Origin of the sequence: Microcoleus sp. N9_A2, assembly GCF_036701775.1 — a bacterium.
Classification (GTDB): Bacteria; Cyanobacteriota; Cyanobacteriia; order Cyanobacteriales; family Microcoleaceae; genus Microcoleus.
Genome location: NZ_JAUBRH010000023.1, coordinates 1 through 26,431 on the forward strand (window position 1 = coordinate 1; position 26,431 = coordinate 26,431).

At 46.7% G+C, this 26,431-nt stretch carries 26 protein-coding genes; 16 read left to right on the top strand and 10 right to left on the bottom strand.

Annotated features, from left to right (window positions below):
- Positions 1–14: 14 nt before the first annotated feature.
- Both QUA44_RS15270 and QUA44_RS15275 read right to left on the bottom strand, forming a co-directional pair.
- Positions 15–956, bottom strand: coding sequence for a hypothetical protein (locus QUA44_RS15270; RefSeq protein ID WP_333252198.1), 942 nt, complete (start codon positions 954–956; stop codon positions 15–17).
- Positions 957–972: 16 nt separating this feature from the next.
- Positions 973–1,638, bottom strand: a complete 666-nt coding sequence (locus QUA44_RS15275; RefSeq protein WP_333252199.1) for a hypothetical protein — start codon at positions 1,636–1,638, stop codon at positions 973–975.
- Positions 1,639–2,102: 464 nt separating this feature from the next.
- On the opposite strand from QUA44_RS15275, the gene QUA44_RS15285 reads away from it, so the two are divergent.
- From QUA44_RS15285 to QUA44_RS15330, 10 genes are all read left to right on the top strand, one after another.
- A complete protein-coding gene (locus tag QUA44_RS15285; protein ID WP_333252200.1) occupies positions 2,103–2,252 on the top strand; it encodes a hypothetical protein in 150 nt (49 codons plus the stop codon).
- Between the two features lie 5 nt (positions 2,253–2,257).
- The gene (locus tag QUA44_RS15290; RefSeq protein WP_333252201.1) at positions 2,258–2,563 is read left to right on the top strand and encodes a transposase; all 306 of its coding nucleotides are present in this window, start codon (positions 2,258–2,260) and stop codon (positions 2,561–2,563) included.
- Between the two features lie 905 nt (positions 2,564–3,468).
- Positions 3,469–4,263: a nucleotide exchange factor GrpE gene (gene grpE / locus QUA44_RS15295; RefSeq protein ID WP_333252202.1), complete on the top strand. Its 795-nt coding sequence runs from the start codon at positions 3,469–3,471 to the stop codon at positions 4,261–4,263.
- A 292-nt stretch (positions 4,264–4,555) separates the two neighbouring features.
- Positions 4,556–6,733 carry a molecular chaperone DnaK gene (gene dnaK / locus QUA44_RS15300; RefSeq protein ID WP_333252203.1) on the top strand — a complete coding sequence of 726 codons (2,178 nt, stop codon included), beginning with the start codon at positions 4,556–4,558 and terminating at the stop codon, positions 6,731–6,733.
- Between the two features lie 132 nt (positions 6,734–6,865).
- Positions 6,866–7,996 carry a molecular chaperone DnaJ gene (dnaJ, locus tag QUA44_RS15305; RefSeq protein WP_333252204.1) on the top strand — a complete coding sequence of 377 codons (1,131 nt, stop codon included), beginning with the start codon at positions 6,866–6,868 and terminating at the stop codon, positions 7,994–7,996.
- Positions 7,997–8,286: 290 nt separating this feature from the next.
- A complete protein-coding gene (locus QUA44_RS15310; RefSeq protein ID WP_333042225.1) occupies positions 8,287–8,577 on the top strand; it encodes a sulfurtransferase TusA family protein in 291 nt (96 codons plus the stop codon).
- The gene (gene rsgA, locus QUA44_RS15315) at positions 8,574–9,758 is read left to right on the top strand and encodes a ribosome small subunit-dependent GTPase A (protein ID WP_333252205.1); all 1,185 of its coding nucleotides are present in this window, start codon (positions 8,574–8,576) and stop codon (positions 9,756–9,758) included. The genes QUA44_RS15310 and rsgA overlap by 4 nt, the downstream gene beginning before the upstream one ends.
- A gap of 135 nt (positions 9,759–9,893) precedes the next feature.
- Positions 9,894–10,679: a MotA/TolQ/ExbB proton channel family protein gene (locus QUA44_RS15320; RefSeq protein WP_333252206.1), complete on the top strand. Its 786-nt coding sequence runs from the start codon at positions 9,894–9,896 to the stop codon at positions 10,677–10,679.
- A 15-nt stretch (positions 10,680–10,694) separates the two neighbouring features.
- Positions 10,695–11,423 carry a biopolymer transporter ExbD gene (locus tag QUA44_RS15325; protein WP_333252207.1) on the top strand — a complete coding sequence of 243 codons (729 nt, stop codon included), beginning with the start codon at positions 10,695–10,697 and terminating at the stop codon, positions 11,421–11,423.
- Between the two features lie 576 nt (positions 11,424–11,999).
- Positions 12,000–12,197 (top strand): NblA/ycf18 family protein, encoded by a 198-nt coding sequence (locus QUA44_RS15330; protein WP_006635253.1) that lies wholly within the window; start codon positions 12,000–12,002, stop codon positions 12,195–12,197.
- 438 nt (positions 12,198–12,635) lie between these two features.
- Here QUA44_RS15330 and QUA44_RS15335 read toward each other — a convergent pair whose 3' ends face one another.
- From QUA44_RS15335 to QUA44_RS15365, 7 genes are all read right to left on the bottom strand, one after another.
- Entirely contained in the window at positions 12,636–13,067 is a 432-nt protein-coding gene (locus QUA44_RS15335; RefSeq protein ID WP_445243731.1) for a hypothetical protein, read from the bottom strand.
- 98 nt (positions 13,068–13,165) lie between these two features.
- Complete coding sequence (locus tag QUA44_RS15340) at positions 13,166–14,368, bottom strand: anhydro-N-acetylmuramic acid kinase (RefSeq protein WP_333252209.1); 1,203 nt, start codon at positions 14,366–14,368, stop codon at positions 13,166–13,168.
- A 53-nt stretch (positions 14,369–14,421) separates the two neighbouring features.
- Entirely contained in the window at positions 14,422–15,153 is a 732-nt protein-coding gene (locus tag QUA44_RS15345) for a protein phosphatase 2C domain-containing protein (protein WP_333252210.1), read from the bottom strand.
- A 749-nt stretch (positions 15,154–15,902) separates the two neighbouring features.
- Positions 15,903–17,672, bottom strand: coding sequence for an AarF/ABC1/UbiB kinase family protein (locus QUA44_RS15350; RefSeq protein ID WP_333252211.1), 1,770 nt, complete (start codon positions 17,670–17,672; stop codon positions 15,903–15,905).
- Positions 17,673–17,789: 117 nt separating this feature from the next.
- A complete protein-coding gene (locus QUA44_RS15355; RefSeq protein WP_333252212.1) occupies positions 17,790–18,122 on the bottom strand; it encodes a DUF6825 family protein in 333 nt (110 codons plus the stop codon).
- Positions 18,123–18,654: 532 nt separating this feature from the next.
- Positions 18,655–20,226: a serine/threonine-protein kinase gene (locus QUA44_RS15360; RefSeq protein WP_333252213.1), complete on the bottom strand. Its 1,572-nt coding sequence runs from the start codon at positions 20,224–20,226 to the stop codon at positions 18,655–18,657.
- Between the two features lie 274 nt (positions 20,227–20,500).
- Complete coding sequence (locus QUA44_RS15365) at positions 20,501–21,028, bottom strand: hypothetical protein (protein WP_333252271.1); 528 nt, start codon at positions 21,026–21,028, stop codon at positions 20,501–20,503.
- A 437-nt stretch (positions 21,029–21,465) separates the two neighbouring features.
- Between QUA44_RS15365 and QUA44_RS15370 the strand changes: the two genes are divergently transcribed.
- The 3 genes from QUA44_RS15370 to QUA44_RS15380 all read left to right on the top strand — a co-directional run bounded on the left by QUA44_RS15370 (position 21,466) and on the right by QUA44_RS15380 (position 23,041).
- Complete coding sequence (locus QUA44_RS15370) at positions 21,466–22,080, top strand: hypothetical protein (RefSeq protein WP_333252214.1); 615 nt, start codon at positions 21,466–21,468, stop codon at positions 22,078–22,080.
- Between the two features lie 187 nt (positions 22,081–22,267).
- Positions 22,268–22,489: a winged helix-turn-helix domain-containing protein gene (locus QUA44_RS15375; RefSeq protein WP_333252215.1), complete on the top strand. Its 222-nt coding sequence runs from the start codon at positions 22,268–22,270 to the stop codon at positions 22,487–22,489.
- Positions 22,490–22,906: 417 nt separating this feature from the next.
- Complete coding sequence (locus QUA44_RS15380; RefSeq protein WP_333252216.1) at positions 22,907–23,041, top strand: transposase; 135 nt, start codon at positions 22,907–22,909, stop codon at positions 23,039–23,041.
- Between the two features lie 722 nt (positions 23,042–23,763).
- Here QUA44_RS15380 and QUA44_RS30700 read toward each other — a convergent pair.
- A complete protein-coding gene (locus QUA44_RS30700) occupies positions 23,764–23,868 on the bottom strand; it encodes a hypothetical protein (protein WP_445243675.1) in 105 nt (34 codons plus the stop codon).
- 177 nt (positions 23,869–24,045) lie between these two features.
- Between QUA44_RS30700 and QUA44_RS15385 the strand changes: the two genes are divergently transcribed.
- From QUA44_RS15385 to QUA44_RS15395, 3 genes are all read left to right on the top strand, one after another.
- The gene (locus QUA44_RS15385; protein WP_333252217.1) at positions 24,046–24,195 is read left to right on the top strand and encodes a hypothetical protein; all 150 of its coding nucleotides are present in this window, start codon (positions 24,046–24,048) and stop codon (positions 24,193–24,195) included.
- Positions 24,196–24,227: 32 nt separating this feature from the next.
- A complete protein-coding gene (locus QUA44_RS15390) occupies positions 24,228–24,947 on the top strand; it encodes an ROK family protein (protein WP_333252218.1) in 720 nt (239 codons plus the stop codon).
- A gap of 199 nt (positions 24,948–25,146) precedes the next feature.
- Complete coding sequence (locus QUA44_RS15395) at positions 25,147–26,409, top strand: histidinol-phosphate transaminase (protein WP_333252219.1); 1,263 nt, start codon at positions 25,147–25,149, stop codon at positions 26,407–26,409.
- Positions 26,410–26,431: the final 22 nt, after the last annotated feature.

Here is a 26,431-nt window from a genome sequence, read left to right on the forward strand (position 1 = left end):
TGTCATTGGTTTTCTCACAGGATGGTCTTGGATTTTACATTCTTTATCTCTAGCACATCTTTAAAAAAATGGTATAATTTGCGGGTAGTCGCCACCAGAGACATGAAAACATCCATCGCCTTAGTTCCTTCACAAGTTTGGGTTGCATAACTAATATTTCGTCGCTGCACGATTGTTCTAGCAGCTAATTCGGCCGGGTTATTATGTAAAGGTAATTCCGGATGCTCCAAAACTAAAAGCAACTCTGATATTTTACTCAAAGTTAATTTTTTTCGTTCATCTAATTGTTCATAACCACTTAGACTGCCAAAAATTTCCAAAAAATTTGATTTGAGTCTGAGCTTCTCTAACCCAGATGGAGAGTTTTTGTAAGCTAATAATTCTCGGTAGTAATCCCAAAAATCATCAAGAAACTTGTCTAACTTTTTTTGATGACAAGTAACAAATGGACTTAACTTTTTATAATGTCTTGCTTCATGCACCCAACATAAAAATAAATCATCTGTGAGTAATTTAAACTGGGGTGCATCATCAGTCACCAGAGTTTTTATTACCGGAATCTGGGATTGCTGAGCATAAAAAGCAATCGCTGCTGCCTCTAAAATCCTGGTACGATGTTGAGAGCCTACAGAACCCAGATTTTGATTCAGCAAGAAGTTAAACTCATCACCCTTCAACGGAATTTCTCTTAGCAATCCTTTAATTTGATGGCTCCACTTCTGGGGTACATTGAACTTATCTAATAGCTGGTAAGTAAGTGGAGATAGAATAAACTCAAGTTCTAGGTTCTTTTGTAATACTCCAAGTACGCTTAATCGGTCTTTTCTTAAGGTTGTAGAATAAACTGTATATAATGGGTTGCAAATTATATTTGTAGTATGATTTACTCCTTTAACACGCGCACTTGTTTGGTCTAAGTGTTGCCAAGGGCTACTTGCTAATCCGGATACATACACTTCGTTAAATTCTGATTCAAACTTTGATGAATTTTTTATTCTTCTGATTTGATAAATAACCGGCTGACATTGAAATCCCAATATTGCTTAAAAAATCTAATAGCTTCCCTTGAGTCATATTTCCCCCGTAATACAGGCTCATAACTAACGCTTTTATTCCGGGGCCAAACTCTCCATCATATCCGGATGGTAACGATGCTAAGTATGTTTTCTTTTCTGAAGGTGAGTAATACTTCTCTTTCCGGAATAACACGTTATCTGTTTTCAGTAAAATGTCTTGAACTATTACGAATTCATAACCTTTAAATTCTGCATCTTTTGGTAGTTCTGCTTCAGGATACTCCAGAATTTGCTCTCCATCAACTTTGACGATAGCATTTTTACTGCTTTTAATATGTTTTTTTGGTGTTTTTCGCTCCTTCTCGGATGAGTAGTTTTCTTTTGACTTTTTCGGTCTATTGGCTTTAACCTCTGGTTTGCCTTGTTCTCCTTTCAGACGATTATTTTCGGATTTTAATCTTTGATTTTCTGACCGTAATTCTCTGGTTTCTGCTTGTAATTGCTCTACAAGATTCAGCAATATGGACACAGTACGACGCAATGATTCGTCGGCAATCTCAGATGGCTCAATGCTTTGCAGTAAGGTCTCTACTAATTGGTCAGCAGATGTTTTTTGCGTCATGCTTTATATTCTACCATACTGTGCCTAGATTGTGAATCTTCTTTTTTGCTGTTACCCCTATTTATTGAGCGGATACCAGAAGTAATCAGGTTAAATGCAGATGGCTGGTATGTTGAGAAAATAGCTACTCACTTTAACTGGGCTTCACAAACAGTGAGAGCAGTCTTACATAAATGGGAATAATCTGGTATAGAAAGCCTTTGGGAAAAACCAGGTCGAGGGGTAAAGCAAGCGTGGAAAGAAGAGGATATAGAGTTTTTGTCAGAATGCTTAAAAAAAGAACCAGGTACATATAACAGTTTTCAATTAGCTGATAAATTAGAAAAAGAGCGCTCCATTAAATTAAGTCCCGACCGACTAAGACGGGTACTAAAAAAAAGGGGATCATTTGGAAAAGAGCTAGTCCAAGTCATAAAGGAAAACAAGACCCCAAAGAGCGAGAAATAAAGCAATCAGACCTAGATATGCTGGAATTAGCAGCAGCCGCCGGAGAAATTGACTTAAAATATTTAGATGAATCAGGATTCTGTGCCTGGAGTAAACCTAGTTATACCTATTATAAAAAAGGTGAGCAAAACGGATACAACAAACTAAAAATCGAGGTCGTAGATTAAGTATTGTGGGGATTTTTGAACCTTTAAGTAGCTTTGTCTATGGTTTGGTAATTGGAGGTGTTGATCGAAAAGCTTATATTCAGATGATGGAGAAAGAAGCAGAAGAAGCGGCCCAAATGAAACGGATTAGAATTATTGTACAAGACAACGGTCCAATACACCGATGTCAGGAGGTTAAACAGTTGTGGTCAAAGTGGGAAGGTCAGGGTTTATATATTTTTTTCTTGCCTAAATATTGTTCCGAAATGAACCCAATTGAATTAGAGTGGCAACACATTAAAGAAGATGAATTAGCTGCGACATTTGTTTGAGGATGAATTAGAACTCGCCTACGCCGTAATTCATGGAGTAGAAGTTAGAGGAAAAAGAGGAGATTACCCAACACAACGTATTAAATTCAAGTCCCGTCACCCGACTTAATATTTTGTTACATACTGATGGATTTTTCCGCCGACCTACTTATCGTTTTAAGTAAACATTGAAACATCAAGCCTCATAGGTGGGAAATCTTGTAGTAGACTTAACAGCAAAATATACTTATAAAAATTGTGGTAAATGCGATCGCGTTAATTAAAAATCAGGAACCAACAAACCTTGGGTTGCCCCCATTGCTGCCATATTATACGCAAATATCTAAACGGGCTTTTGAATATTTTATGGAAAGCTTTGAGCAATGTCTCGATCTCTGGCGAGTTTTCCTCTTTTCATCAAAAAACGAGAGGGAAGCTCCTGGCTTGAGACATGGGGAGGAACTCGGTAGCGGTTTCAACCGCCTTCAATATTTATTTACACAACTCATTGAAAGATTTGTTATAATTAGATAATTGTCAGTAAAAAAACCATCTACGTGTTGAAGCATTCTAGTATCGGAGAAATCCCGGCACAGTGAGCCACCACTATCATTGAGTAGTAAGCCTGTATAACTGACAAGTAACGGCAGAATGTGAAGCGTACCTATCTGGCAAAAGTGATGGATTATGAAAGCAAACAATTTAAAAGTAAGCGCAATTGCAATACCTTTTGTACTGGTAGTTGTTTTGAGCGTCTAGAGGTGACTTGATAACACCTTTGAGAGTTTTCGGATTCATTCAAGAATCCCCGTGGCTTCAGCCCTGGGGAGTATCAAATTGTGCCATACACAGTCAATTCGAGTCCTCTAGATTTACCGGGTTAACTGTATCTGCTAGAATTGATAGGGTTCTGTCGCGCAGCTTTTATGATTGACGAGGAAAAACAGCAAGATCAAGATCCTAACTCAACTGGGGAAACCACCCCAGAGGGTTCGCCAATGGCAAGCGAAAATCCGGCGGCATCAGGAAACTCGAACGGATCGGCGGATTGGGAGCTCGAACTTGCTCGAGCTTATCAAAGTGCTCAGGGCGATCGCACGCCAGCAAACGCATCCGGGCCTACCGTCACCGACAGTTTCACCAATAGTCCGACTGCAGACGCGGCGGAGCCTTGGAAGAATGAACTGGCGCAGGTAACCGAGGAAAAAGAGGCTTTAAAAACTCAGTTGCAAGTCGCATCCGCTCAACTAGAAGAACTGAAAAATCAAAATCTCCGCCTAGCAGCAGATTTTGAAAACTTCCGCAGGCGTACCCAAAAGGAAAAAGAAGAGCTAGATTTACAGGCAAGGTGTCTCACGATCAAACCCCTGTTGCCGGTAATTGACAATTTCGAGCGCGCTCGATCGCACATCAAGCCGCAAACCGATGGCGAAATGAACATTCACAAAAGCTACCAAAGCGTTTACAAGCAAATGGTAGAGGGCCTCAAGCAAATCGGGGTTTCTCCGATGCGCCCCGAAGGTGAACAGTTTGACCCCAACCTCCACGAAGCTCTGCTGAGCGAGCCAACTGACGAACACGAGGAAGGAACAATTATCCAAGAACTAGAACGCGGCTACATTCTGGGCGATCGCGTCTTGCGGCACGCCAAAGTGAAAGTTGCAGCGGCTGGGCTATCTGTGGTAGCCTCAGATGAAAATCCCGATAGTTCCGAAGGTTAATCGGGATACAAGTTACTGCATTCCTCAAAGTCACTGACCCCCGAATAGAGCTCGGGGGTTCCCAGGTGGCAGACTCACCAACTTCTTATAAAGATGACTAAAAGCAGGTCAGCGCTTTCTACAAAAATTCTGAAAAATGTTTTTACCCGTCTTTGATATTACCTGATTGACATCAAGTTTATTTCCTACAAATCTGGTCGGGTGATGCTTGTTTGAACAAGCTGAGTCGTTTTTCCTCCCCCAACCTGTAGTTGGAGGTTTCCAAACATCCCACAAAGTTTTATGAGGCGCTATGGGAAAAATTATTGGAATTGACTTAGGCACAACTAACAGTTGCGTAGCTGTGTTAGAGGGCGGTAAACCCGTCGTGATCGCCAATTCCGAGGGCGGCCGCACAACTCCGAGTATAGTAGGATTCGGCAAGGCGGGCGATCGCTTAGTAGGTCAACTAGCCAAGCGGCAAGCTGTAACTAATGCTGTAAATACTGTCTACAGTATCAAACGATTTATCGGACGGCGGTGGGACGACACGGAAGAAGAACGAGCGCGGACTCCCTATACCTGCATAAAAGGCAAAGACGATACCGTTAACGTCCAAATTCGGAACAAGGTTCACACTCCCCAAGAAATCTCGGCAATGGTACTCCAAAAGCTCAAGCAAGATGCTGAAGCTTATTTGGGACAAACTGTTACCCAAGCCGTGATTACAGTGCCAGCCTACTTCACAGACGCCCAACGGCAAGCTACTAAAGACGCCGGTACGATCGCCGGCCTAGAAGTCCTGCGGATCGTCAACGAACCGACGGCTGCAGCCCTTTCCTACGGGCTAGACAAGCAAAATATCGAACAAAAAATCTTGGTCTTTGACCTGGGCGGCGGTACTTTCGACGTTTCGATCCTGCAACTGGGAGACGGAATTTTTGAAGTCAACGCTACCTCCGGTAACAACCATCTCGGAGGAGATGACTTTGACGACTGCATAGTCCAGTGGCTGGTAGAAGCTTTCCGGACTCAAGAAGGCAGTGACCTCTCACAAGACAAAATGGCCTTGCAGCGCCTCCGAGAAGCTGCCGAAAAAGCGAAAATCGAACTCTCCAACCGGGAATCCACCTCAATCAATTTGCCCTTCATCTCCTCTGACGACAAAGGGCCGAAGCATTTGGAAATGGAACTCTCCAAAGCTCAGTTTGAAAAACTGGTGGCTCATTTGGTGCAAGCGACGATCGATCCGGTGACTCAAGCCCTCAAAGACGCAAGTTTGACCCCCAAAGACATAGACAGAATTATTTTAGTGGGAGGCTCAACCCGGATTCCGGCAGTTCAAAAGGCAATTAGCAAGTATTTTGGGGGCGTTTCTCCCGATAAATCAGTCAATCCCGACGAAGCTGTAGCGGTAGGCGCGGCAATTCAAGCCGGGGTGTTGGGCGGTGAAGTCAAAGACTTGCTGCTGCTCGATGTGACTCCGCTCTCCCTGGGACTCGAAACCTTGGGCGGGGTATTCACCAAAGTAATCGAGCGCAATACAACTATTCCTACCAGTCGATCGCAAATGTACAGCACGGCGGCAGACGGGCAAACCTCGGTAGAAATTCACGTACTCCAAGGCGAGCGGGCATTGGTTAAAGACAATAAAAGTCTCGGCAAGTTCCTGCTCAAAGGCATTCCCCCAGCACCCCGCGGCGTACCTCAAATCGAAGTTACCTTTGAAATCGATGCCAACGGGATTCTCAAAGTGGCTGCTGAAGACAAGGGAACCGGAAAAGAACAAAGCATCCAAATTTCCAATACAGGGGGATTGAGCGAAACCGAAGTCGAGCGGATGCGACAAGAAGCCGAACTTTACGCCGACGAGGACATCAAGCGCGCTCTACTCGTCGAACTCAAAAATCAAGCTGACTCCCTCGTCTATAATTGTGGTGTAACTTTAAAAACCAACGCGCAACTGCTGAGCGACGACCTCAAGGCCGAAGCCGAAACAGCAGCAGCAGCTTTGCGGGAGGCGATGGCTAACCCCGATATCACAGTCGAGGAACTCACACCCGCGATCGAATCTTTCAAGCAACTGCTATACTCGCTGGGGACAGCAGTCTACGACCAAGCCCGCAGCGGGGTAGCCCCGTCAGGATCTGTTGTTGAAAGCGAGATGATGTCAGAAGTAGAATCATCAGAACCCGAAGAAGTTAAAGCGGACGACGACAGTATTTTGCTGAAAGAAGAGCTGCTGGTGGCGCCCCAAGCTCCGCCGGAACCAAAGCCGGAACCAAAGCCGGAACCAAAGCCGGAATCAAAGCCGGAATCAAAGCCGGAATCAAAGCCGGAGCGACAGTCAAAACGACAGTCAAATCCACAGTCAAATCCACAGTCAAATCCACAGTCAAATCCACAGTCAAATCCACAGTCAAATCCACAGTCAAAACAAAAACAGAAGGTTCCCGAACCAGAAGTTGATGATATGAATCCTTTCCTTTAAAACAGAAAAGCTAAAAATTAAAAGTTAAAAATTAACAATGAGAGTTTTTGATTTTTAATCTGTAATTTCAGGAAAGGTCGCCCGTTTTTTTTTCGTACACTTTTTGTTATTTACCTCCAGGCAAGCAGCTCTATGGCCGGTGATTACTATGAAATATTAGGCGTTTCTCGCAGCGCAGACAAAGAAGAAATTAAGCGTGCTTACCGCCGCCTTGCTCGCAAGTACCATCCAGATGTCAACAAAGAACCCGGTGCCGAGGAGCGGTTTAAAGAAATTAACCGCGCCTACGAGGTACTCTCTGAACCCGAAACCCGCGCCCGTTTCGACCGTTTCGGCGAAGCAGGCGTCAGTGGTGCAGGCGCTCCGGGCTTCCAAGACTTTGGTGACAGCTTTGCCGATATTTTTGAAAGCTTCTTTCAGGGCTTTCAGGGAGGCGTCGGTGGCCAACAACAGCAAGGTCGTAGGCGCAGCGGGCCGGTGCGCGGAGACGATTTACGCCTGGATTTGCGGCTGGATTTTCGGGAAGCAGTGTTTGGTGGGGAAAAAGAACTCCGCATCAAGCATCTAGAAACCTGCGAAACTTGCACCGGGACTGGCGCCAAACCGGGAACCCGACCCCAAACTTGCTCGACTTGTACCGGCAGTGGTCAAGTCCGACGCGCTACCCGCACTCCTTTCGGCAGCTTTACTCAAGTTTCAGTTTGCCCCACTTGCAACGGCACCGGGCAAGTGATTGAGGATAAGTGCGAAACTTGTGGCGGCCGTGGCCAGAAAGAAGTGATGAAAAAGCTGAAAATCACTATTCCGGCTGGGGTTGACAACGGTACTCGCTTGCGTGTTTCCAATGAAGGGGATGCCGGCAAACTGGGTGGGCCGCCGGGGGATCTTTACGTGTTCTTGGCGGTGAATGAAGACCCGCTATTTAAGCGCGACGGGACTAACGTTAGCTCGGAAGTGAAGATTAGTTATTTGCAAGCAATTTTAGGGTGCCGATTGGAAGTCGAAACTGTAGACGGGCCGACGGAATTGTTGATTCCTACGGGAACTCAGGCAAATACTGTTCTGACTTTGGAGAAAAAAGGGGTGCCTCGGTTGGGAAATCCAGTCAGTCGCGGCGATCATTTGATTACGGTGTCTATTGACATTCCGACTAAGGTGACGGCTGAGGAACGGGAGTTGCTGATGCAGCTTGCTAAGCTGAAGGGCGATCGTACTGGTAAAGGCGGCTTGGAAGGATTTCTGGGCAATTTGTTTCAGAAATAAGCAATTTTTGACACCAATTGGTGTCAAATTTTTCTGTTTGAGGATTCCTCGGCAATTTGTTTTAGTCTCTGTCAAAAAATTGTGTGCAATTGCTCACAAAAATCTCAGGTGGCACGCTTCCTAGGCATTGCGTTTCAGCAGCGATTAAAAAAGTGAGCGCAATTGCGCTCACTTTTTGAGAAAGAATAATATTCTGTGTCCAATTGGACACAAAATTTTAGATTCTCCAGTGTCCAGGCAATTTGTTTAAAAAACTAAGGCTTTCAGGATTGGAGATTGCAAAAAACATTATGAATTCAACATCGAAAATTGAAAATCCCAAATCCCCAGATGCCAAAATCGATCTGCGGGGTACTCCGTGTCCTCTGAATTTTGTCCGCACTAAACTGCGCTTGGAGCAAATGGCACCGGGTGCTGTTTTGGAAGTGTGGCTGGATGCTGGGGAGCCGATCGAACAAGTGCCCGATAGTCTCAAAATGGAAGGCTACCAGATTCTCGAAACGCAATTTGTCGCGGATGAGCCGGAGTCGGGCTTTTTTTCAATGAAAGTGCAGCGCCCAGAAGACAAGGAAGCAGGATGAGCCTGAATTCGCCCTCCATCGTCGGTACTGTAATTGCTGTTCAGGCTAACTTCTACCAAGTGAGATTAGATGCCGAAGTCTCCATTGACGGGAAAAATGCTCCCCTCGCTGATTCTCCGACTCTCCTGTGCACTCGTCGCACTCGACTCAAAAAAATTGGTCAACAGGTGATGGTGGGCGATCGCGTGGTGGTAGACGAACCGGACTGGACTGACCGCCGGGGTGCAATTTCTGAAGTCTTCGGGCGCCAAACAGAACTCAACCGCCCGCCTGTAGCTAATGCCGATCGCATACTCCTGGTTTTTGCCCTCGCTGAACCCGACTTAGACCCCGCCTCATTAACTCGGTTTTTAGTCAAGGCAGAATCTACAGGTTTAGAGGTGAGTTTGTGCCTGAACAAATGCGATTTGGTCACGAAAGAGGAGTTGGAACAGTGGCGCGATCGGCTTTCTGGATGGGGATATGAACCCATGTTTATTAGTGTCCGCAGCGGCTTAGGTATCTACAATAAAACCGCCAATGACAGTCAAAATGAAGTTTCTGAATCTAAATCTTCCAACCCCACTTTATCAGAGGAAATAGATAGCTCTAATCAGCCTCCTGCCTCCTCTATCCAAACTCACTTGCAAGGAAAAATAACGGTAATTTGTGGCCCTTCTGGGGTTGGCAAGTCCAGCTTGATCAATCAACTGATCCCGGCGCTGAACCTGCGAGTCAGCGCTGTTTCCGGCAAACTCGGCCGCGGGCGCCACACGACTCGCCACGTAGAACTATTTGAACTCCCCGGCGGCGGACTCTTGGCCGATACTCCGGGGTTCAATCAGCCGGCTCTCGAATGCGGCCCCTCCGAGTTAGCTGAATGTTTCCCAGAAGCGCGTCAGAGGCTGGCTTTGGGTAGCTGCCAGTTTAGCGACTGTTCGCACCGAGACGAGCCTAACTGTGTCGTGCGGGGCGATTGGGAGCGCTATGAGTATTACTTGCAGTTTCTCGAAGAGGCGATCGTCCGCCAGCAACAAGAGCAAAACTCTAGTAGTGCCGAGGCGAGTTTGAAACAGCAAACCAAGTCGGATGGTACGCAGCAATACGAACCGAAGCTGCAAACTAAAAAGTATCGGCGCTCTTCCCGTCGCCTTCAACACCAGTCGCTGCAGGAGATGTGTCAAGATTTAGACGAGTTGTGAGGAATTAGTCGATCGCGATCGGTCGATCGGCCCCGGAGCACAGTACATTAATAGCTAAAATTAAATGGCCTTAAATTTGTTAAAAAAAGTACAACAGAAGCAAAGCGAAGCCGGTTATGCAGGAGTAAAAATACTGTGAATATTCAAGAACTGTTTCAAAAAGGTGGCCCTGCCATGTGGCCCCTGTTGGTGTTATCGATTTTATCTTTGAGTACAATTATCGAGCGCTTGTGGTTTTGGGCGAGCCTCCTGAGCAAAGAAAAGCAAATAGTTAACCGCATTCTTGAAGCGGCCCGCAGCGATTGGGGGGCGGCTAACGAGATGGCCAGACAAGCTAACCGACAGCCGATCGGGCGATTTCTATCTGCACCCCTGCGCCTGTACAATCCTGAACCCGACTTATTTCGACTCGCACTCGAAGCCTCTGCCGATGAAGAGTTGGCTTCGATGCGTCGCGGCGACAAAATCTTAGAAGCTACGATCGCTCTAGCCCCTTTGCTGGGCTTGCTGGGAACAGTTTTGGGCTTGATTAACTCGCTCAGTTCCATCCGTCTGGGCGACATTGGCACGGCGGCCACGAGTGGCGTGACATCGGGCATTGGCGAATCGCTGATTACTACTGCTACTGGGATGGTAGTAGCAATTTTTACCTTGGTGTTTTATCGGATATTTCAAGCTTTTTTGTTCAACCAGGCAAAAATATTTCGCAAAGCTGGAAATGAACTGGAATTGCTTTACAGGCAATACTGGCCTGCTGCTAATGCTAAGGGTCGAGCACCCGGTGCAGAATACAGCAATTCTTCTTTTGGTGCAGATGGTTTGAACAGGCGTTCTCTCAATTCTCAAGAATCGGGAGAACGGAATCGGGAGCCGAAATTGAAAGGTTCCGATCCGGCTGAAGATTCACCTTCTAATAATTAAAACTCCTGAGAACTGATGAAGATTAATCTAGATACTCCTGCTGAAGAGGCTCGGATTGAACTGGTGCCTTTAATTGACGTGATATTTTGCATTCTGACGTTTTTTCTCCTGGCGGCTTTGCAACTGACTCGCCAGCAAGCCATTAATGTCGATTTGCCTAAAGCGAAGACGGGACAAACGCAAATGCGAGAGATGCTGATTGTCAGCATTGACGATTTCGGTCAAACTTATATCGATCAATTGCCTGTTAATTACCAACAGCTCGATCGAGTTTTAAAGAGTTTCCAAAGTAAAAATCCTACGGGGTTGATGGTGCTGTACGCTCCTCAAAATGCGAGATATGCCAAAGTGGTCGAGGTTTTAGACAAATTGCGAGAGGTAGGGGGCGATAGAGTTGCCCTGGCAACTCTTCCTAGTTCGGCTTCCTCCCCATTGCCCAATCCCTCGCTTCCCAATTCTGGCATTCCTGCAGCACCGGCGATCGGCAATTCCGCTCAACCTCTTCCTTCTCCTGTGCCTCCAGGGCAGCAACAGTTCAATCCAAATCAGTTTCAATCTCCTCTCCCGGCTCCAGGGCAGCAGCAGTTCAATCCAAATCAGTTTCAATCTCCTCTCCCGGCTCCAGGGCAGCCTAGCAACTCTGGGGCCAATTTGGGTATTCCTCCTGTTTCGCCTGCACCCGCTGCTCCCAATTTCAGACCCGGAATCGCCACTCCACCGCAGGATGGCGGGCCCTCGAATTAGTCAGAAGGAAGAAGGTTCGGCAACGGATTGTGTAACGGATGTAACGGATGTAACGGATGTCCGTCGGAAAAAGGGAGAAGGGAGAACAGAGAAATAGAAATTTTCCCAATCTCCTCATCTCCCGCTCTCCCGCTCTTCCGCTCTCCTCATCTCCCCCTCTCCTGATATCCTCATCTTTCAATCTCCCCCTCTCCTCATCTCCCCCTCTCCTCATCTTCCAATCTCCGCCTCTCCCCGTCTCCTCATCGCGGAGAGAATCTCCGCCGGATTTGGTATAAACGGCTTCAATTCTTTTGGTTCGTACTGAGCCTTTTTTCTCTTGACAAGTAGATACACTTGTATATGCCTGCGGAAGGAACTTTTGCAGGCATCTCGCTATCTCTATCCCTAAGTAAGCTATTTCTTAGGACAGAGGGTGATTTTGTCAAATGATTGTTACCTTTTGTAATATAGACTAAAACCAAATGGGCAATCGGGCATCCCGAAACCAACGGTCGATCGCTGAAACAACTTACAAATCTGGTTAATCCAGGTGTTCACTTTTAAGTCACCTTTACTTACAGAGGAGTCAAAGTCATGAGCCAACCAGCAGAATTGTCTTTGGAACAGCAATTTAGCCTGTGTTCCTTCAAAACACAGGTAAGTGACATGAGCCGCGAACAAGCTCAGGAGTTTTTGGTCAAGCTTTACGAGCAAATGATGCTACGAGAAACCATGTACCGCCATTTTCTGAAACACCACTGGGGTTTAGAACCTAACCCAGGTGTTGAGTAACCAAGAGTCGCAGTCGGCGACCTCCGTCTCTTACTCTCTTCCCTCAGGCGGAAAGGAGTTGGGGGTGATGGGGCGTCACTCGAAGGCAGAAGCTAGAAGACCTGTGTAGAGACTTGAGGAAAATTGGAAAGTTTCTTTGTGGAGTTCACTCGAATTGGGGAGTCGAACTCAGCAGTTTGTCGAGCGACACCACTGGAGAGTGCAAAGATAATTTATCGCGCCTCAACTCGAAAATTGGATAACTATTAATAATAAGTAAGTGTTAATTTTTTAACCAATTAAAATTTTTAACAAATTCAATATATTTGTGTTTATTTGCAGCGGATGAGGTTTGACAACAATGGCGCTAGTCGGACATCTGAGCGCGACCTCCGACTAGCAAAACCTTTAGTTTTCACATCAATCCCTAGAACTGGCAACTGTGGACTCTAGAAAGAGTTATTCCGGCTGACGTTCCAGAGTCGCCTCCATTGTACTTGTCAAGTAATGACCAGACATGATGCCGCTAGATTGGTAGTAGTGGTTGTCATCAACCCGGTGAAGGGTATCAAAACCCGTCCGCCGCTGGCGTTCGTCTCCCAATACCCAATAACGCTGGACGATCGACTGGGGAGCAATCCAACCTTCGCCCTCGACGCGGGCGAGTTCGCTGTGTTGGAGTACAAAAGTATACTGCCGTTCATCGCTGTTGAGGTGTCCTCGGTACTGCAAAATAATCTCTTCGCGATCGCCTCCAGGAAATACGAGCTTTGTCACCATACTGAACCAATCTGTTCGGTTCCAGCTCACTAAAGTTTTGCCTTTAACCGTAATTGGCACGCCATTGCGCTCAATCCAGCTTCCTTCGAGCGTCCATTGGCCAGATTCCATTAAAAACGTGTGAGCCACAGTGCTGTTCCTATGCTTTTGCTGCTGGCTACAATGCTGGTGCAACAACGCACAGCCGTTGTCCCTCCGACTCTATGCTATCACGCCCAACTGTGCCAACAAGAGTTAATTTCTCCTAAAAGTACCGGTGTCCGGGCACCAGTAACTTGAGGCAGATTGCCGGGAATGCCCCGAACCCGCCATGCGGCTAAAACCGCGAAAGCGATCGCCTCTTTAAAATCTACATTCAAGCCTGCCTCAGAAGTAGTCAACACTTGCACGGGATGCAATTGAGATTGCAATCGGCGTTTTAAGTAGAGATTGTGGCTGCCGCCCCCGCATAGTAAAACTCGATCGGGCATAGTCGGTAAAAAAGTTTGGTAACTGTGAACGATCGAGGCAACAGTCAGTTCTGTCAGAGTAGCCAGCACGTCAGCAGGACTGAGGTTGTAACCTTCGGCCTCGACCAAACACCTGTCAAAATAGTCTACACCAAATAGCTCTCGCCCCGTTGATTTCGGCGGTGCTTGGCGGAAGAACTCTGATGCGAGCCAATCCTCTACTAAAGCTTGACAGGGAGTTCCCGATGCCGCCCAAGCTCCACCTTCGTCCAGCGTCTTAGTGCCACCTGAGAAGTGCTGCACTGCCAAATCTAACAGGGAATTCGCCGGGCCTGTATCCCAGCCCGATATGCCATCCCCAAGACGGAAAATCTCAGACTCGTCATTGTTTCCCCCTTTTCCTCTTGCCGGAAGATAGGTAACATTGCCAATTCCCCCCAGATTTTGGATACAGAGGCTGATGTTGGGTTCCGCCAGCAGGCAGGCATCAACTATGGACACTAAGGGTGCTCCTTGACCCCCTGCAGCAATGTCTGCCGAGCGAAAGTTACTCACAGTAGTAATTCCTGTCAATTCCGCAATTAGCGCGCCCCGCCCGAGTTGCAAGCTGTAGCCCATTAACGCACCGGCGCTGTCTTTCTGGGCTTTCCCAGTAGGTCGGTGGTAGACGGTTTGACCGTGAGAGCCGATTAATTCGGCTATATCATACTCTGCTTGAATTGTCAATGCCGCCGTGGCAAATTCTTGGGCGATGGCATCATCTAATTCCGCTAGTTCAGCCATTGACAAAGCTGAGCCACTGCAAACCGAGAGAATTTGCGATCGCAAATTAGCAGGATAAGGGAAAGTCTTGCCGGCCACCAATTGCACTTTCAAGTCTGTTTGGGAACCGACCACATCCACCAAAGCAGCATCAATGCCATCCACCGACGTGCCGCTGATCAAACCGATAACACGGGTCATTCAATTTTAGATTTTAGATTTTAGATTTTAGATTTTCCGGGGGGTTGCCCGATTTATTTGAGGTCGATCGTCACGATCACCACAGTAATATTATCGCGTCCACCTTTATCCTTAGCTGCTTGAATTAAAGCATTTGCAGCGCCCTCGCAGGCGCGAATCGACTTCAGAGGCGAAGCAATCAAAGGATCGGAAAGTTCTTCAGTCAAGCCATCGCTGCAGAGCAGCAAGCGATCCCCAGGCTGCACGTCCACCGGCAAAATATCTATCTCCCGCAAATCATCGCGACCCAAACACTGGGACAAAACGTGACGCCAAGGATGAGTGCGAGCCTGGTCGGGAGTTAGAGCCTTTCTTTTCACAGCCTGAGCCACCCAAGTCTGGTCTTCAGTAATCTGTTCCAAGCGAGAGCCGTGCAGTCGGTACAAGCGAGAGTCCCCGATATTAGCGCACCAGGGTCGGCCCTCATCCCTAAACATTAGAACCACAGCCGTAGTTCCCATATCAGCACGCTCCGGGTGGTCGAGCTGATCCGTTAAAATTGCTTGATTGGCAATCAACAAAGCCTTTTCCAACAACAGCGGAGAATCTTCAGGCCCTTCCCAATGTTCGAGCAAATAAGATTGAATCGCCTGAGTTGCAATCCGGCTGGCTTCTTGACCTCCGGCGTGTCCTCCCATTCCATCGGCCACTATGAAAAATCGCCCGTCAGAGTCAATGTAATATGAATCCTGATTTACTGAACGAACTAGCCCTGTGTCTGTCTTACCTGCGAAAGAGCGTTTCATCAGAAAAATGGGTCTGAAACCCCGTCCTAGAAGGACGGCTTTACATTGGATTGGGGTGGAGGGGTATGGTTGCCCCTCCGTGGAGATGTGGTCTTCTCCAAAACTCCCTTACGGGTAAAGTTAGCTTCGCCAATGTTTTGAGAGCTTGTTAAACTTGCAGCACTGTTTCAGTGACCTTAAAACTGTTTAACTGCAAATGACAGGGCAGGGGACTAGCTTCGCATCCCAGGGTGTCGTGACTCAAAAAACGTAGACCTCGAAAGTCTTAGGCTGGTCAGGACGGCTCGCAAGAATCTCTTACAAGCCTCATGCCTTTAGGCTGAGGTTCCTGACAGATTGGGTGATTGGACTCATCGAACTTAAAAGCTTGATTTAAGATGTGCAATGTTTTCTTCCACAACTTAAATCGCGAAGGGGACTTGAAATTTCTGCCACCTGCGATCGCGAGTTTTGGAAAAATTGCACTTCCTTGACCTCATATTGTAGATCGTATGATGGTAATCCCATCTTAAAATTTCGGTAAATCCAGTAAATTAAGCAGCACCTGCAAAAAAAAACTGGATTTATACCCAAAATTAGAGGTTTGGCTGGCGAGAAATCTAGGCCGCAACCGGGTTTTTAGCCTCAAAGCGCGTAAGTGTTGTAAATTTCAGCAATCTGTGGTGAGCCAGCCAAAACTTAACATTCGATGTCAAATTTTGGCTGGCGAGAAATCTCAAACCTAAAATTTCCCATCCCAAATTGCACAATTATGACATCCTGTCTAAACGATCGATCCGCTTGAACAAACGCAGCATAGCAAACCCTGCACCCGCCGCCAGCACTGCCACAGCGACAGCCGGCCAGACTTGATTGCTGACAAACAAAATTGTCGCCGACAAAGTAAAAGCACTCATCAGCAAAGCATAATTCGTGCCCATTTGAGCGCTGCTCATGCGGCGGAGCAAGCGCTCTGTTTCTGCCGAACGGACGCGAATCCGCAAATCTCCCTGTTCGAGTTTATCAATAGTCTCCTCAATCCGGCGGGGCAAACCCAAAGCACTCGAACTCACCTGAGCCGCCTGACGGCCGATTTCGTTAAAAATGCTGCTACTTGTATCATGGCCATTTCCATTAGTCATAAGCTGCATGGCAAAAGGTTGTGCCACCTCCATAAAGTTGAATTCGGGATCTAAACCTCGGCCCACCCCTTCGATGGTGGAAAAAGCTCGCATTACAAAAGTAAAGGTAGCTGGGAAGCGAAAAGGTTGGTTGTAGGCAATATCGTAAAGGTCGTCGGTAATCGCGCTCACGGACTGATTTTCAAAAGGCTTGTCCATGAAGTTATCCAGCATATACTGAATGCTGCGGCGCACCGGACTCATATCACCCGTAGGCACCAAAGCTCCCAAATTGATCAGAGAATCCATAATCCGCTGTCCATCCTTGGAAGCAATGCCGTAGAGCGTCTCCATCAGTCCTTCGCGGACGTTCGACTGGATTTGCCCCATCATGCCAAAATCGTAGAAAATCAGACAACCGTCAGCACTAACAGCGATGTTGCCGGGGTGTGGGTCAGCGTGGAAAAAGCCGTCGTTGAGCAACTGCCGCAAATAAGCTTTTGCCCCCAACTGAGCGATTAATTTACGATCGATACCGGCCGCTTCCAAAGCTTCGTAGTGGCTGATTTTTATCCCTGGCAGGTATTCCAAAGTCAGCACTCGCGGAGCTGCATACCGCCAATAAACCCGCGGCACCATCACCCAGTCGCAGTTGCTAAAATTGCGGCGAAAAGTATCAGCATTGCGGCCTTCATGGAGATAGTCAATTTCCAGCCACAGAATGCGACAGCATTCCTCATAAATCCCCATCCAATCTCGGCCTTGGCCCCACTTAGGATGATTTTGAAAGTAACGAGCAATTCCCTTAAGAATTTGCAAATCTATTTCAAACAGCTTCCGCAGTCCAGGCCGCTGTACCTTGACCACCACTTCCGGGCCCGAATGCAGTTGAGCTTTGTGTACTTGACCCAGACTGGCAGCAGCCAGGGGCACTGGGTCAAAGCTGCGGTAGAGTTCTTGAATTGTCTTGCCCAAATCTTGCTCAACAATTACCACTAACTGCTCGTAGCTGAAAGCAGGGACTTTATCTTGCAGCTTAGAAAGTTCCTCCACAAACTCTGCTGGGAACAAGTCGGCGCGGGTGGAAAATAACTGCCCAACTTTAATGAAAGTTGGCCCCAAATCCAAGAGTGTTTCTCGAACCCAGATAGCTTGAAAGCGGCGTCTGGCAACTTTCTTTTCTTCAGTCACGCCTCCCCAGTAGCTCCAATTTTTGCTGTCGAGCCAGAGGGAAGCCAGCCAGAGCAAGACAAAGGCCCAAATGTCGAAGAAGCGCCGCTTCCGGGAATATTTTTCGCGATTCCAGCGATAAGCTTTACTTTTGTAGGATTTACCAGCAGCAGTTTTTGGCTCATCGGCTTCGCCAGTGTGCTTGGGGGAGCGCTGGCGATTAACAGAGTCATCAAGGAGAGCAGACACTTGGGTTCCCAAATTGCTTATTTTATGTTGTTGCTTTGATTGAAAGTAGGAGCGCAGGAGCGCAAAACCATGCGCTCACGTAGTCGTAAATAATAGTTGTGGTCGGAGGATCGAGCGCTAGGGCAAAGTGCTGCGGTAGCGCTGCAATTCCGATCGCACCAGAGCCACTTCGGCGCGCAGCTCGTCAATAGTCGCTTGCAAATCTGCCGGATGGATGTCTTGAATGGTGGTGGTGCTTGCAGTGCCAGTTCTGGTCTGCATCGCCTCATCCGAAGCTCGATTGGCCCGTTCCACAACTCGATCGGTGAACTGTCGCAGGCGTTCTCTTTGTTCTGCGTCAAATTTGCCGAGTTCAGAGAAAGCGTTGGTTGCTGCGCTTTCTAATTGCTCGTACAGTGCTTCGGCAAGTGCTCTGCCTACAAAAAAAGCATGAACTGGGGGTTTACTCATAAAAAATCTCTGTGCGCTTCCGCAACAAATTATAACTTGCTTTTCCCCGATGATGCTTGCTCCCAAAGGAAGGAAGTTTGGGGAAATTGACACTCCCACCCCGAGTGTCGGGGATGGGATTGTTGAGAGTTAGAACAATCTAACGCGCCACGGCTTAGCACAAAAGCCTCGCTTAAAGTGGCTCAAATTCGAGGTTGGGGTTGCTTTGTACCAAAATGTTTGCAGCTTGGCAGTATTAATACGCGACATCTCACCACCTCAGCGCCGCGCACATATTCTAACATAATTTCAATCAAAATTCAAATCAAAATAGAAAACAGTCCTGCATTTTTTTGCGGGCATTTGGATGGCAGAGGGAATAGGAAATATTCGATAAACTCAGACGGTGACTGTTGGGATTTTCAGATTCGACGGAAGTTTTTGGAAGATAGTGGTTGGCTAGGTAGGGCCTTATTATCTCAACTACTGAGCAGATATTTGCTGACTCATAAAACCAAGTATTTGTCCGCACTTTAAACCAACAAAAACCATACTAATTTGTCGCAGGTTCGGGAAAAGGCATCGTGGGATCTGCCACAGGGGGTGGTGAATCAGGTGCGATCGAACTATCTGAATTGTTGCCACTGCGGCTTGGTATGGCAGGCTCAGGCGATCGCTCGATCGGCGATGCTATTACTGGCGGCGCGGATTCCGACGACGGCCAGGTTTCAGCGCTAGCACTCCCAGGGGCCGGCGGGGCGGGTGTGGCGGGCGGTTCTGCTGGCAGGGGCGCAACTTCCGGTATCGGTGCGGCTTCAGGTTGGGGTTCGGGCTCGATTTCGGTTGGAGGCTCTGGAATGGGGGACTCAGAAGGCTCCTCTGCCTGTTCGGGCGTCGGCGATGGCTCAGGTTCCGCTTCGGGTTCGGGGGCGGGAGTTTCCTGGCTTGGAGGCTCAGAAGGTTCGGCGCTAGTTTCTGAGGGATCGTCGATCTGTTCGGGAACGTTGGTGCTGTCTAAGGGGGGTTTGGGGAGCTTGTTGAGTTCGATCGGGTAGAGAGGGCTGCTTTCGACAGACGGCTGCCCGAACATCGGCCCTGACAAATCGCGGGATTTGAGCAAATCTTCGAGAGATGGGAAGGATTCAATTTTGGGACGATTGCTGAGACTGGTGCTGTTGTAGTACCATGCTAGGTCAAAACCCATCCAGCCTGCAATTGCAGCCGTTACGACAAACGCCAGAAAAGTCAACTGCGGCGGGGGAGGTGCGGGCAATCTTAGACTTTGCTTGCCTTTTCTTTTTACTGATACTCGCTCTGTTTCTTGCAGCATGGTGAGCCAATTTTCGACTGTCTGAGGGCGGTTGTGGGGGTCGATTTCGAGTCCCTGAAGGATGGCTCGCTCGATTCCTGGGCTGAGGTTGGGCTGAAATTGCCGTAACTCAGTCAAGGGAATGCGATCGCGCAGGGGTGCTGCTACGGGCGCCACGCCGGAGAGTAAGTAGTAGAGGGTGGCTGCGATCGCGTAGATGTCAGTGGCCGGTGTACATTTACCGTCATGGAGGTATTGTTCGATCGGCGCGTACCCGGGCGAGAGCAAGTTAGTGTGGGTTTCTTTGGTGCCGGCGGTAAAGCTGCGGGCAATTCCGAAATCTATTAACATTACTACGTGAGAATCGGCTCGCCGGATAATATTTTCTGGATTGATATCTCCGTGCAGCAATCCGCTGTGGTGCACTGTACTTACGGCTGAGGCTATTTGCCGAATATAGTGCAGGGCCTGGGCTTCTGGCAGCGGCTGATCGGTTTCGACTATTTGGGCGAGAGTTTGGCCCGGAATGTAGTCCATTGCAATAAAAGACTGTCCGGCTTCTTCAAAAAAGTCGATTACCCTGACTATGTTGGAATGCTGACATCGCGACAGGCGTTGGGCTTCTGCAATAAACTGCTGCTGAAATTGGGCAGATTCTGGGTGTTGGCGCAGACTTTCGTTGAGGGTTTTGAGTACAACGGTTTGGTTTAAATGGGTGTGGATAGCTCGGTAAGTGATGCCGAACCATCCTATCCCTAAAGTCGCGTTAATTTTGTATTTGCCCTGTTGCAGGACTGTTGCTGGCGCTAAGTTCATCTTCAGTTGATGCCGTTTCCCAAACTATGCTACCGCCTTTGGGTTATTTCGCAGAATTAGGGGTGAGGTTCGATCGATGATCTGCGCCCTAGTTTGAGCTTTAGCTCTGCTATATCTTTAATCTTGGCATCCCCACGTCATTTTATCTGTAGTAGGTATTGTCAAACTTAACGCTCGCTCCGGCTTTCCAATAAAAATCCCGCTCTTGTGGAACGGGAAAGCCATCAGGGTGCATCTATAATATCTGACTCTAACTTATGGGGGGTACAACCCCTCATTGCTTTAGCAAGTCTTTAAAATTAGCCGATTTTTGTAAATATTTAGGTTTTAATGTTGACTTATGATCAACCTTATGATTCTCAAGATTGCCGGATGGCGATCTTGAGCTTGGGGAATTGACACTCTCAGGTCTGAAGAGACGCTGGATTCTTAAATAGAGGAGAATCTGACCTTCAAAGGCATTGTCGCAGATGCTTTTACCCGTGCGAGCGTGTTTCACCACCAGGCTTGTGTTCAAAATTACCAGAACACACCCGCGGTGTTTCGGGTTCATGTTTGCCTGAAGCTTGAACACAAACCCGGTGAATTCTGGGTAGGTGGCGAATACTTCACCTAAGCTGCTCTGGTAAGCTTCTGGCTTGACCGCGTAATCCATAAAGGATTGCAAGAAAAGTTCCACCCCAAAGTTATGCAAGGTTAGCACAGCGGCCATCATCAAAGGTAAACCAAGTATCGGCGACCTTAATCCCAACTGGTAGTAGCCTAGTTGGTTATAGACTAGGGGAGAGAGCAATTCTTGCAATCTGGCTGCGATCGCTTCAGTTGAGGCGAACCGGTACATTCCGATGGCGAATATGATCTGGATTTATAGTACGTCGTTTTCCCCTGTTGCTCCCAGAGTCACACCTTACAGACCAGATTACCTTTTTGGCTCAGATGAAGTTCAGGCGATCGGCATAAAATGACAAAGAGGCATCGTCTCGGGCTTAATCTTGAGACGGCAAATGGCTCAAACCTTGTAAATAAAAAGGCTGTAAGCATTCTCCAGACATTGGTAGCCCATAGCCCTCAATGCTTCAATCGCTGTTCGCGTTACACACCAAGGCCTGGAGGCAAGCTCAAGTTTCCCGAAGGGGGGAACTTGAGCTTAAGTTGTCACCAATTTGGTCTTCCTGGTAACGAGAAGCGATCAATTAGCAATTAGCAGCAATTAGTAATTACTTATTCTTTGGTTTGAAAATGTCTGTTAAACAATCACATTACGAGAATTTACTAGCAGAGTACAGCGAATCTTCGGCCGCGATCGCCCTGCTGAAAAAATATCGGGTTTACATGGAAATGATTCCGAGTATCCGCCGCGCCCATGAGAGTTTAATCACAATTCCTTTGCCAATTGCCCGCTTGCGGGACGGGGTTTCTTATGCCGGAAGCAGCGGCACTAGCATATCGCCCGGACAGGCAGTTTGTTTGCCCTGCGATTTGGCGATTTTGATGTGCGATCCTGAATGGAAAGTTAAAATTGGAGTGGAAATTTTGATTTTCATTCATCGTCCGGGCGAAGAGTTTTCTGAGTTGCTCGGCCGCTGGCGCCAGTCTCAGGTTTGGCTAGATAAAGGTTACGAATGGGTGATGCCACACCGCTACAGACATATTTACAGCGATGAAGCTGAGGCTGTTCATCCGCTATTTGTTTTGTTTGACGCAACGCCGGAACTGATTCAACGGGGTTTGATGGCGGCTGGTTTGCCGTTTGTGATGGAAAGTTTCGACTCTGGGATTGAGGAAGTAGAGGAGGAAGAGTTTCTGAGTAGCGGGGAACTAGGAAGTATCGGTGAAGATAATTTTGATTTGTAGGGTAGGTGCGATCGCACATAAGCTGTTGTGCCTTTGTAAACCAAGTATCTTACTGATGTCGGAAGGGAGACTCAGACAATCTAGAAAGTCTAATAGATGAGAGGATGAATGGAAATCACAAAAAAACCACAGATAAATATATAGAAATATTATTAAAAACTCTAGAGAGACCCTCAAAAATTAGGATATGATGAAAGGAAGATGGACAGCGCAGAGATTAGCAACATACTTAAAAAAATCCACAGTAATAAAATTAAGTGGAGTCCAACTTAGGAGGATATTAAAGCAAAAAAAGTATGTTTACCTCTGGGATAAGTATAGCCTGGAGTCCCAGAGAAATCCCGAAAAAAGAACAGCGTTTAAAATAAACATAGCCGAATATTTAAAAGTAGAAAAAGAAACCCCATAACGATTACAGGTCTGGTTTTGGGACGAGAGTGGATTGAGTTCAAGAGTCAACAGAAGAAAGAACGGGTTTCATTCAGTTGACAGTTGACAGTTGACAGCGACCTCTACCTAGAAGGAAGAGGATTGGAGTAATGAATAGTTTTCTTTTAATTTCTCGCCTTTAAGGGAGAGGCTTTAAACCAATTCTTTGTGGTAAAAAAGGCAGCATAAAAAAGGCCAGAGGAGACCGAAGAAAACGCAGACTTAATGTAATGGGAGGAGTGAGTAATTTAGATAAAAAAAGTTTGTAGAGTTTCTGAAAAAAAGCAATTTACATAATTTTTATAAATTTCTAAAAATCTTTTATGAAGAGCTAATTAATGAATGGGTATCAGCAGCTAATCAAACATCACAATTTGCTGAATAAGAAGCGAAAATAGTGATAGTTCTTGATAATGCTAGTTTTCACGATCAAGAAGAGTACCTGCAAAAAAATGAAACAGAAATGCCTAATCTCCATTTAGAATTTCTCCCAGAATACAGCCCCGACTATAGCTTAATTGAATTAGTATGACATTCGATAAAAGAATATATTGCCAATAGGCTATTTAAATCAATTGAAGAGCTAGAGTATTTATTGGATCGCCTCTTAAATGAAGGACAATTAATAATTAAATGGGCGCAAAATCAAAAACAAGGGTAATGCTTATATCACAGTTTAAATGTGCACAACAGCTTATTTACGTTCAATGAACTATGAAATCCTCCATTGTCTAGTTGAATTATATGCAAATCCTCTGGATAAGCGCTGGCAAATAGCTCTAAAAACTTCTCTAAACACACTGTGTCTAGATGCGTAAATTCATAAAATAATCCCTCTGGTGTTTGAGGTTTTACTAATCCATATAATCACCGATATACAAAGTCTCATTGCACTTTTCCGTGAGGCTTAATTCCTTTGCCAGTTAATTTCCTTATTTTAATTGTGTGTAGGCTCATTCGACTTTCGTTTTGACTCCAATAGCGAATTTTTTCCATTGATTTAAAAATGTCTCACTCTGACGAGCGGCTGGCTTTTACCAGGAATAGCAGCTTTTTTTCAATTCTTCTACTGCGCCTTTTTTCTGTTTTTTGCTCACGGGACGTGGTACTTTTAATTTTCCTCGATCGCCGATATCTAGCCCACTGATGTACTGTCTGATATGACACCTCTACTTCACAACAGATTGTCAAACATTGATGTACTTCTTTGTAGCTACTAAATCCTTCTGGTTGGAGCAATTCCTTTGATAATCTCTATACAGTTTCAGGATTCATTATTCTTGGTCTTCCCGAACGTGGTTTCTGAAATAATAATTCTTCTATTCCCCCCGCTCGATAGCTAGACAACCATCTTTGTATTGTGGTACGATGTTTTCATAACCGCACAGCAGCCGACAATACGGTTTCTACAGTTTGGGTCTTGAGCCAATACAGAACTTGCAGTTTTTGGTGGCGAGTCGCATCTTTACTCTTTCCGCAGAACCCCCTCGACTCTAGCGTGTCACGTCCGGTTCTGAAGTAGAGGTAGGTGTAGAAATGCCTCTCTCGACTCTAACAGCTAGCAGAAATTTTGCCGCTAACCGTCCCTGGGTGCAATTAATCGAATTAGAAGACGATCATTCTTTGGGAAATGTCCTAGGGGAAATTTGGGAAGCGATTCAAAAGTTTTGCCAATTCAAAAATTAAAATTTGACCAACTTGCAAGTGTCAACAATCAAATGACTGAACAAGATTCATCGACTCGCACCTTAGCCGTTGACATTGGCGGAAGCGGCATCAAAGTTATGGTTTTGAACGCTGAAGGTGAACCTCAGACGGAACGCAGCCGTTTAGAAACGCCTCAACCGCCGAAACCGGAACCGGTATTAGAGGCGATCGCCTCTTTAGCAAGCGCACAAGGAGAATTTGACCGAGTATCCGTCGGTTTTCCCGGCGTGGTTTGTCGCGGAATCACCAAAACCGCAGTAAATTTAGATCCGTCTTGGGTCGATTTTGACCTAGCAACTACCCTCAAAGACCGTTTGGGAAAACCTGTACGAGTGGCGAATGATGCCGACATTCAAGGATTGGGATCGATCGCTGGGACGGGCGTAGAATTAGTAATTACCCTCGGCACCGGTTTCGGTTCTTCCTTATTTGTCGATGGTATTTTGGTGCCAAATCTAGAGTTAGGACATCACCCGTTTCGCAAAGGGGAAACTTACGAACAGCAATTAGGGCGATCGGCATTAGATGCAGTCGGCACCAAAAGATGGAATCGCCGTCTGGAAAAAGCGCTGGTATGTCTGCAAAATATGTTTAACTGCGATCGGCTTTACATCGGTGGCGGCAATACAAAAAAAATTGCTTTTGATTTACCGCCGCAGGCTAAAATAGTACCGAATGTCAGCGGTTTGTTGGGCGGGATCGCTTTGTGGCGCGATTTAAATAATCATTAGTCATTAGTCATTAGTCAGTAGGGGCGGTGCCCCCGTGCCCGCCCTCCTGCCGTCATTAGTCATTAGTCATTAGTCATTAGTTATTTGTAAGAATGAAGAATTTACCAACTAGATATTAGAGATTAATGACTAATAACCCTAATAGTGTAAAACTAAATCGTAATTAGACCATCTACAATCTCAAAGCTGAAATCATACTATGCTGCCTTTTATCCGCCAAGACTTAGCCGAACTTACCGCCTACACTCCCCATCCGGGTGGCGCATCAACAGAATCAGCGCACTCGGAAATTGTAATCGATCGCCTAGACACCAACGAATGCCCCTACGACTTACCAGAAGAATTAAAACAAAAGCTAGCTTGGACTTACCAGCAGTTAATTGAAACAAATCGCTATCCCGACGGAGGCCACGCAGCACTCAAAGAGGCGATCGCCCAATACGTCAACGAATCCCTAAATGTCTCCCCCCTTAACCAGGGTGTTCTCCTAAATATCTCCCCCCTTAACAAAGGGGGGCAAGGGGGAGTTACACGGCCCAAAAATGCCATTACAGCCGACAATATCTCTGTCGGAAACGGTTCCGACGAACTAATTAGATCGCTCTTAATTGCAACCTGTCTGGGTGGCCAAGGCTCAATTTTAGTCGCCAATCCCACCTTTTCGATGTATGGCATTATCGCGCAAACCCTCGGTATTCCCGCTGTCAGTGTTGCGCGAAAAGAGGATAATTTTGCGATCGATCTAGAAGCAGCAAAAAGAGCGATCCTCTCCGTTGGCGCAGCCCCCGTAGGGGCGGGCTGCGCTAACGACCAAAATCAAAATCCCCCCGTGCGCGTCGTCTTTGTCGTCCATCCCAATTCCCCCACAGCCAATGCTTTAACAACCAATGAAATAGAATGGTTGTCAAGTTTGCCCGAAGATATTTTAGTAGTAATTGACGAAGCTTATTTTGAATTCAGCCAAAATACCTTAGCAGACAGATTGCACCAACACCCGAATTGGATAATTTTGCGAACATTTTCCAAAGCATTTCGACTAGCATCAATGAGAGTCGGATATGCGATCGCCCATCCCGAATTCGTAGCCGCCTTAGAAAAAATCCGCCTCCCCTACAACCTGCCCGCGTTTTCTCAAATCGCCGCCGAATTTGCCCTAGCCCAGCGACAATTATTGCTAGCAACAATTCCCCAAACTATATCAGAAAGATCCAAATTAATTGCAGCGCTAACTCAGCATCAAAAATTGCAAATTTGGCCCAGTGCGGCCAACTTTGTTTACCTGCGGGTGAAAGCCGGTGAGGGTAAATCAGCAGAACAGGAACAGCAACAAATCATGCAGCAGCTAAAAGCTAGAGGTACTTTGATTCGGCACACCGGCGGAGGTTTGCGAATTACGGTAGGAAGTCCCGAGGAAAATCAGCGCACAGTCGATCGCATTGGAGAAATTTTTGACAACTCATAATATTCGGTATCCAGTTTTTGCT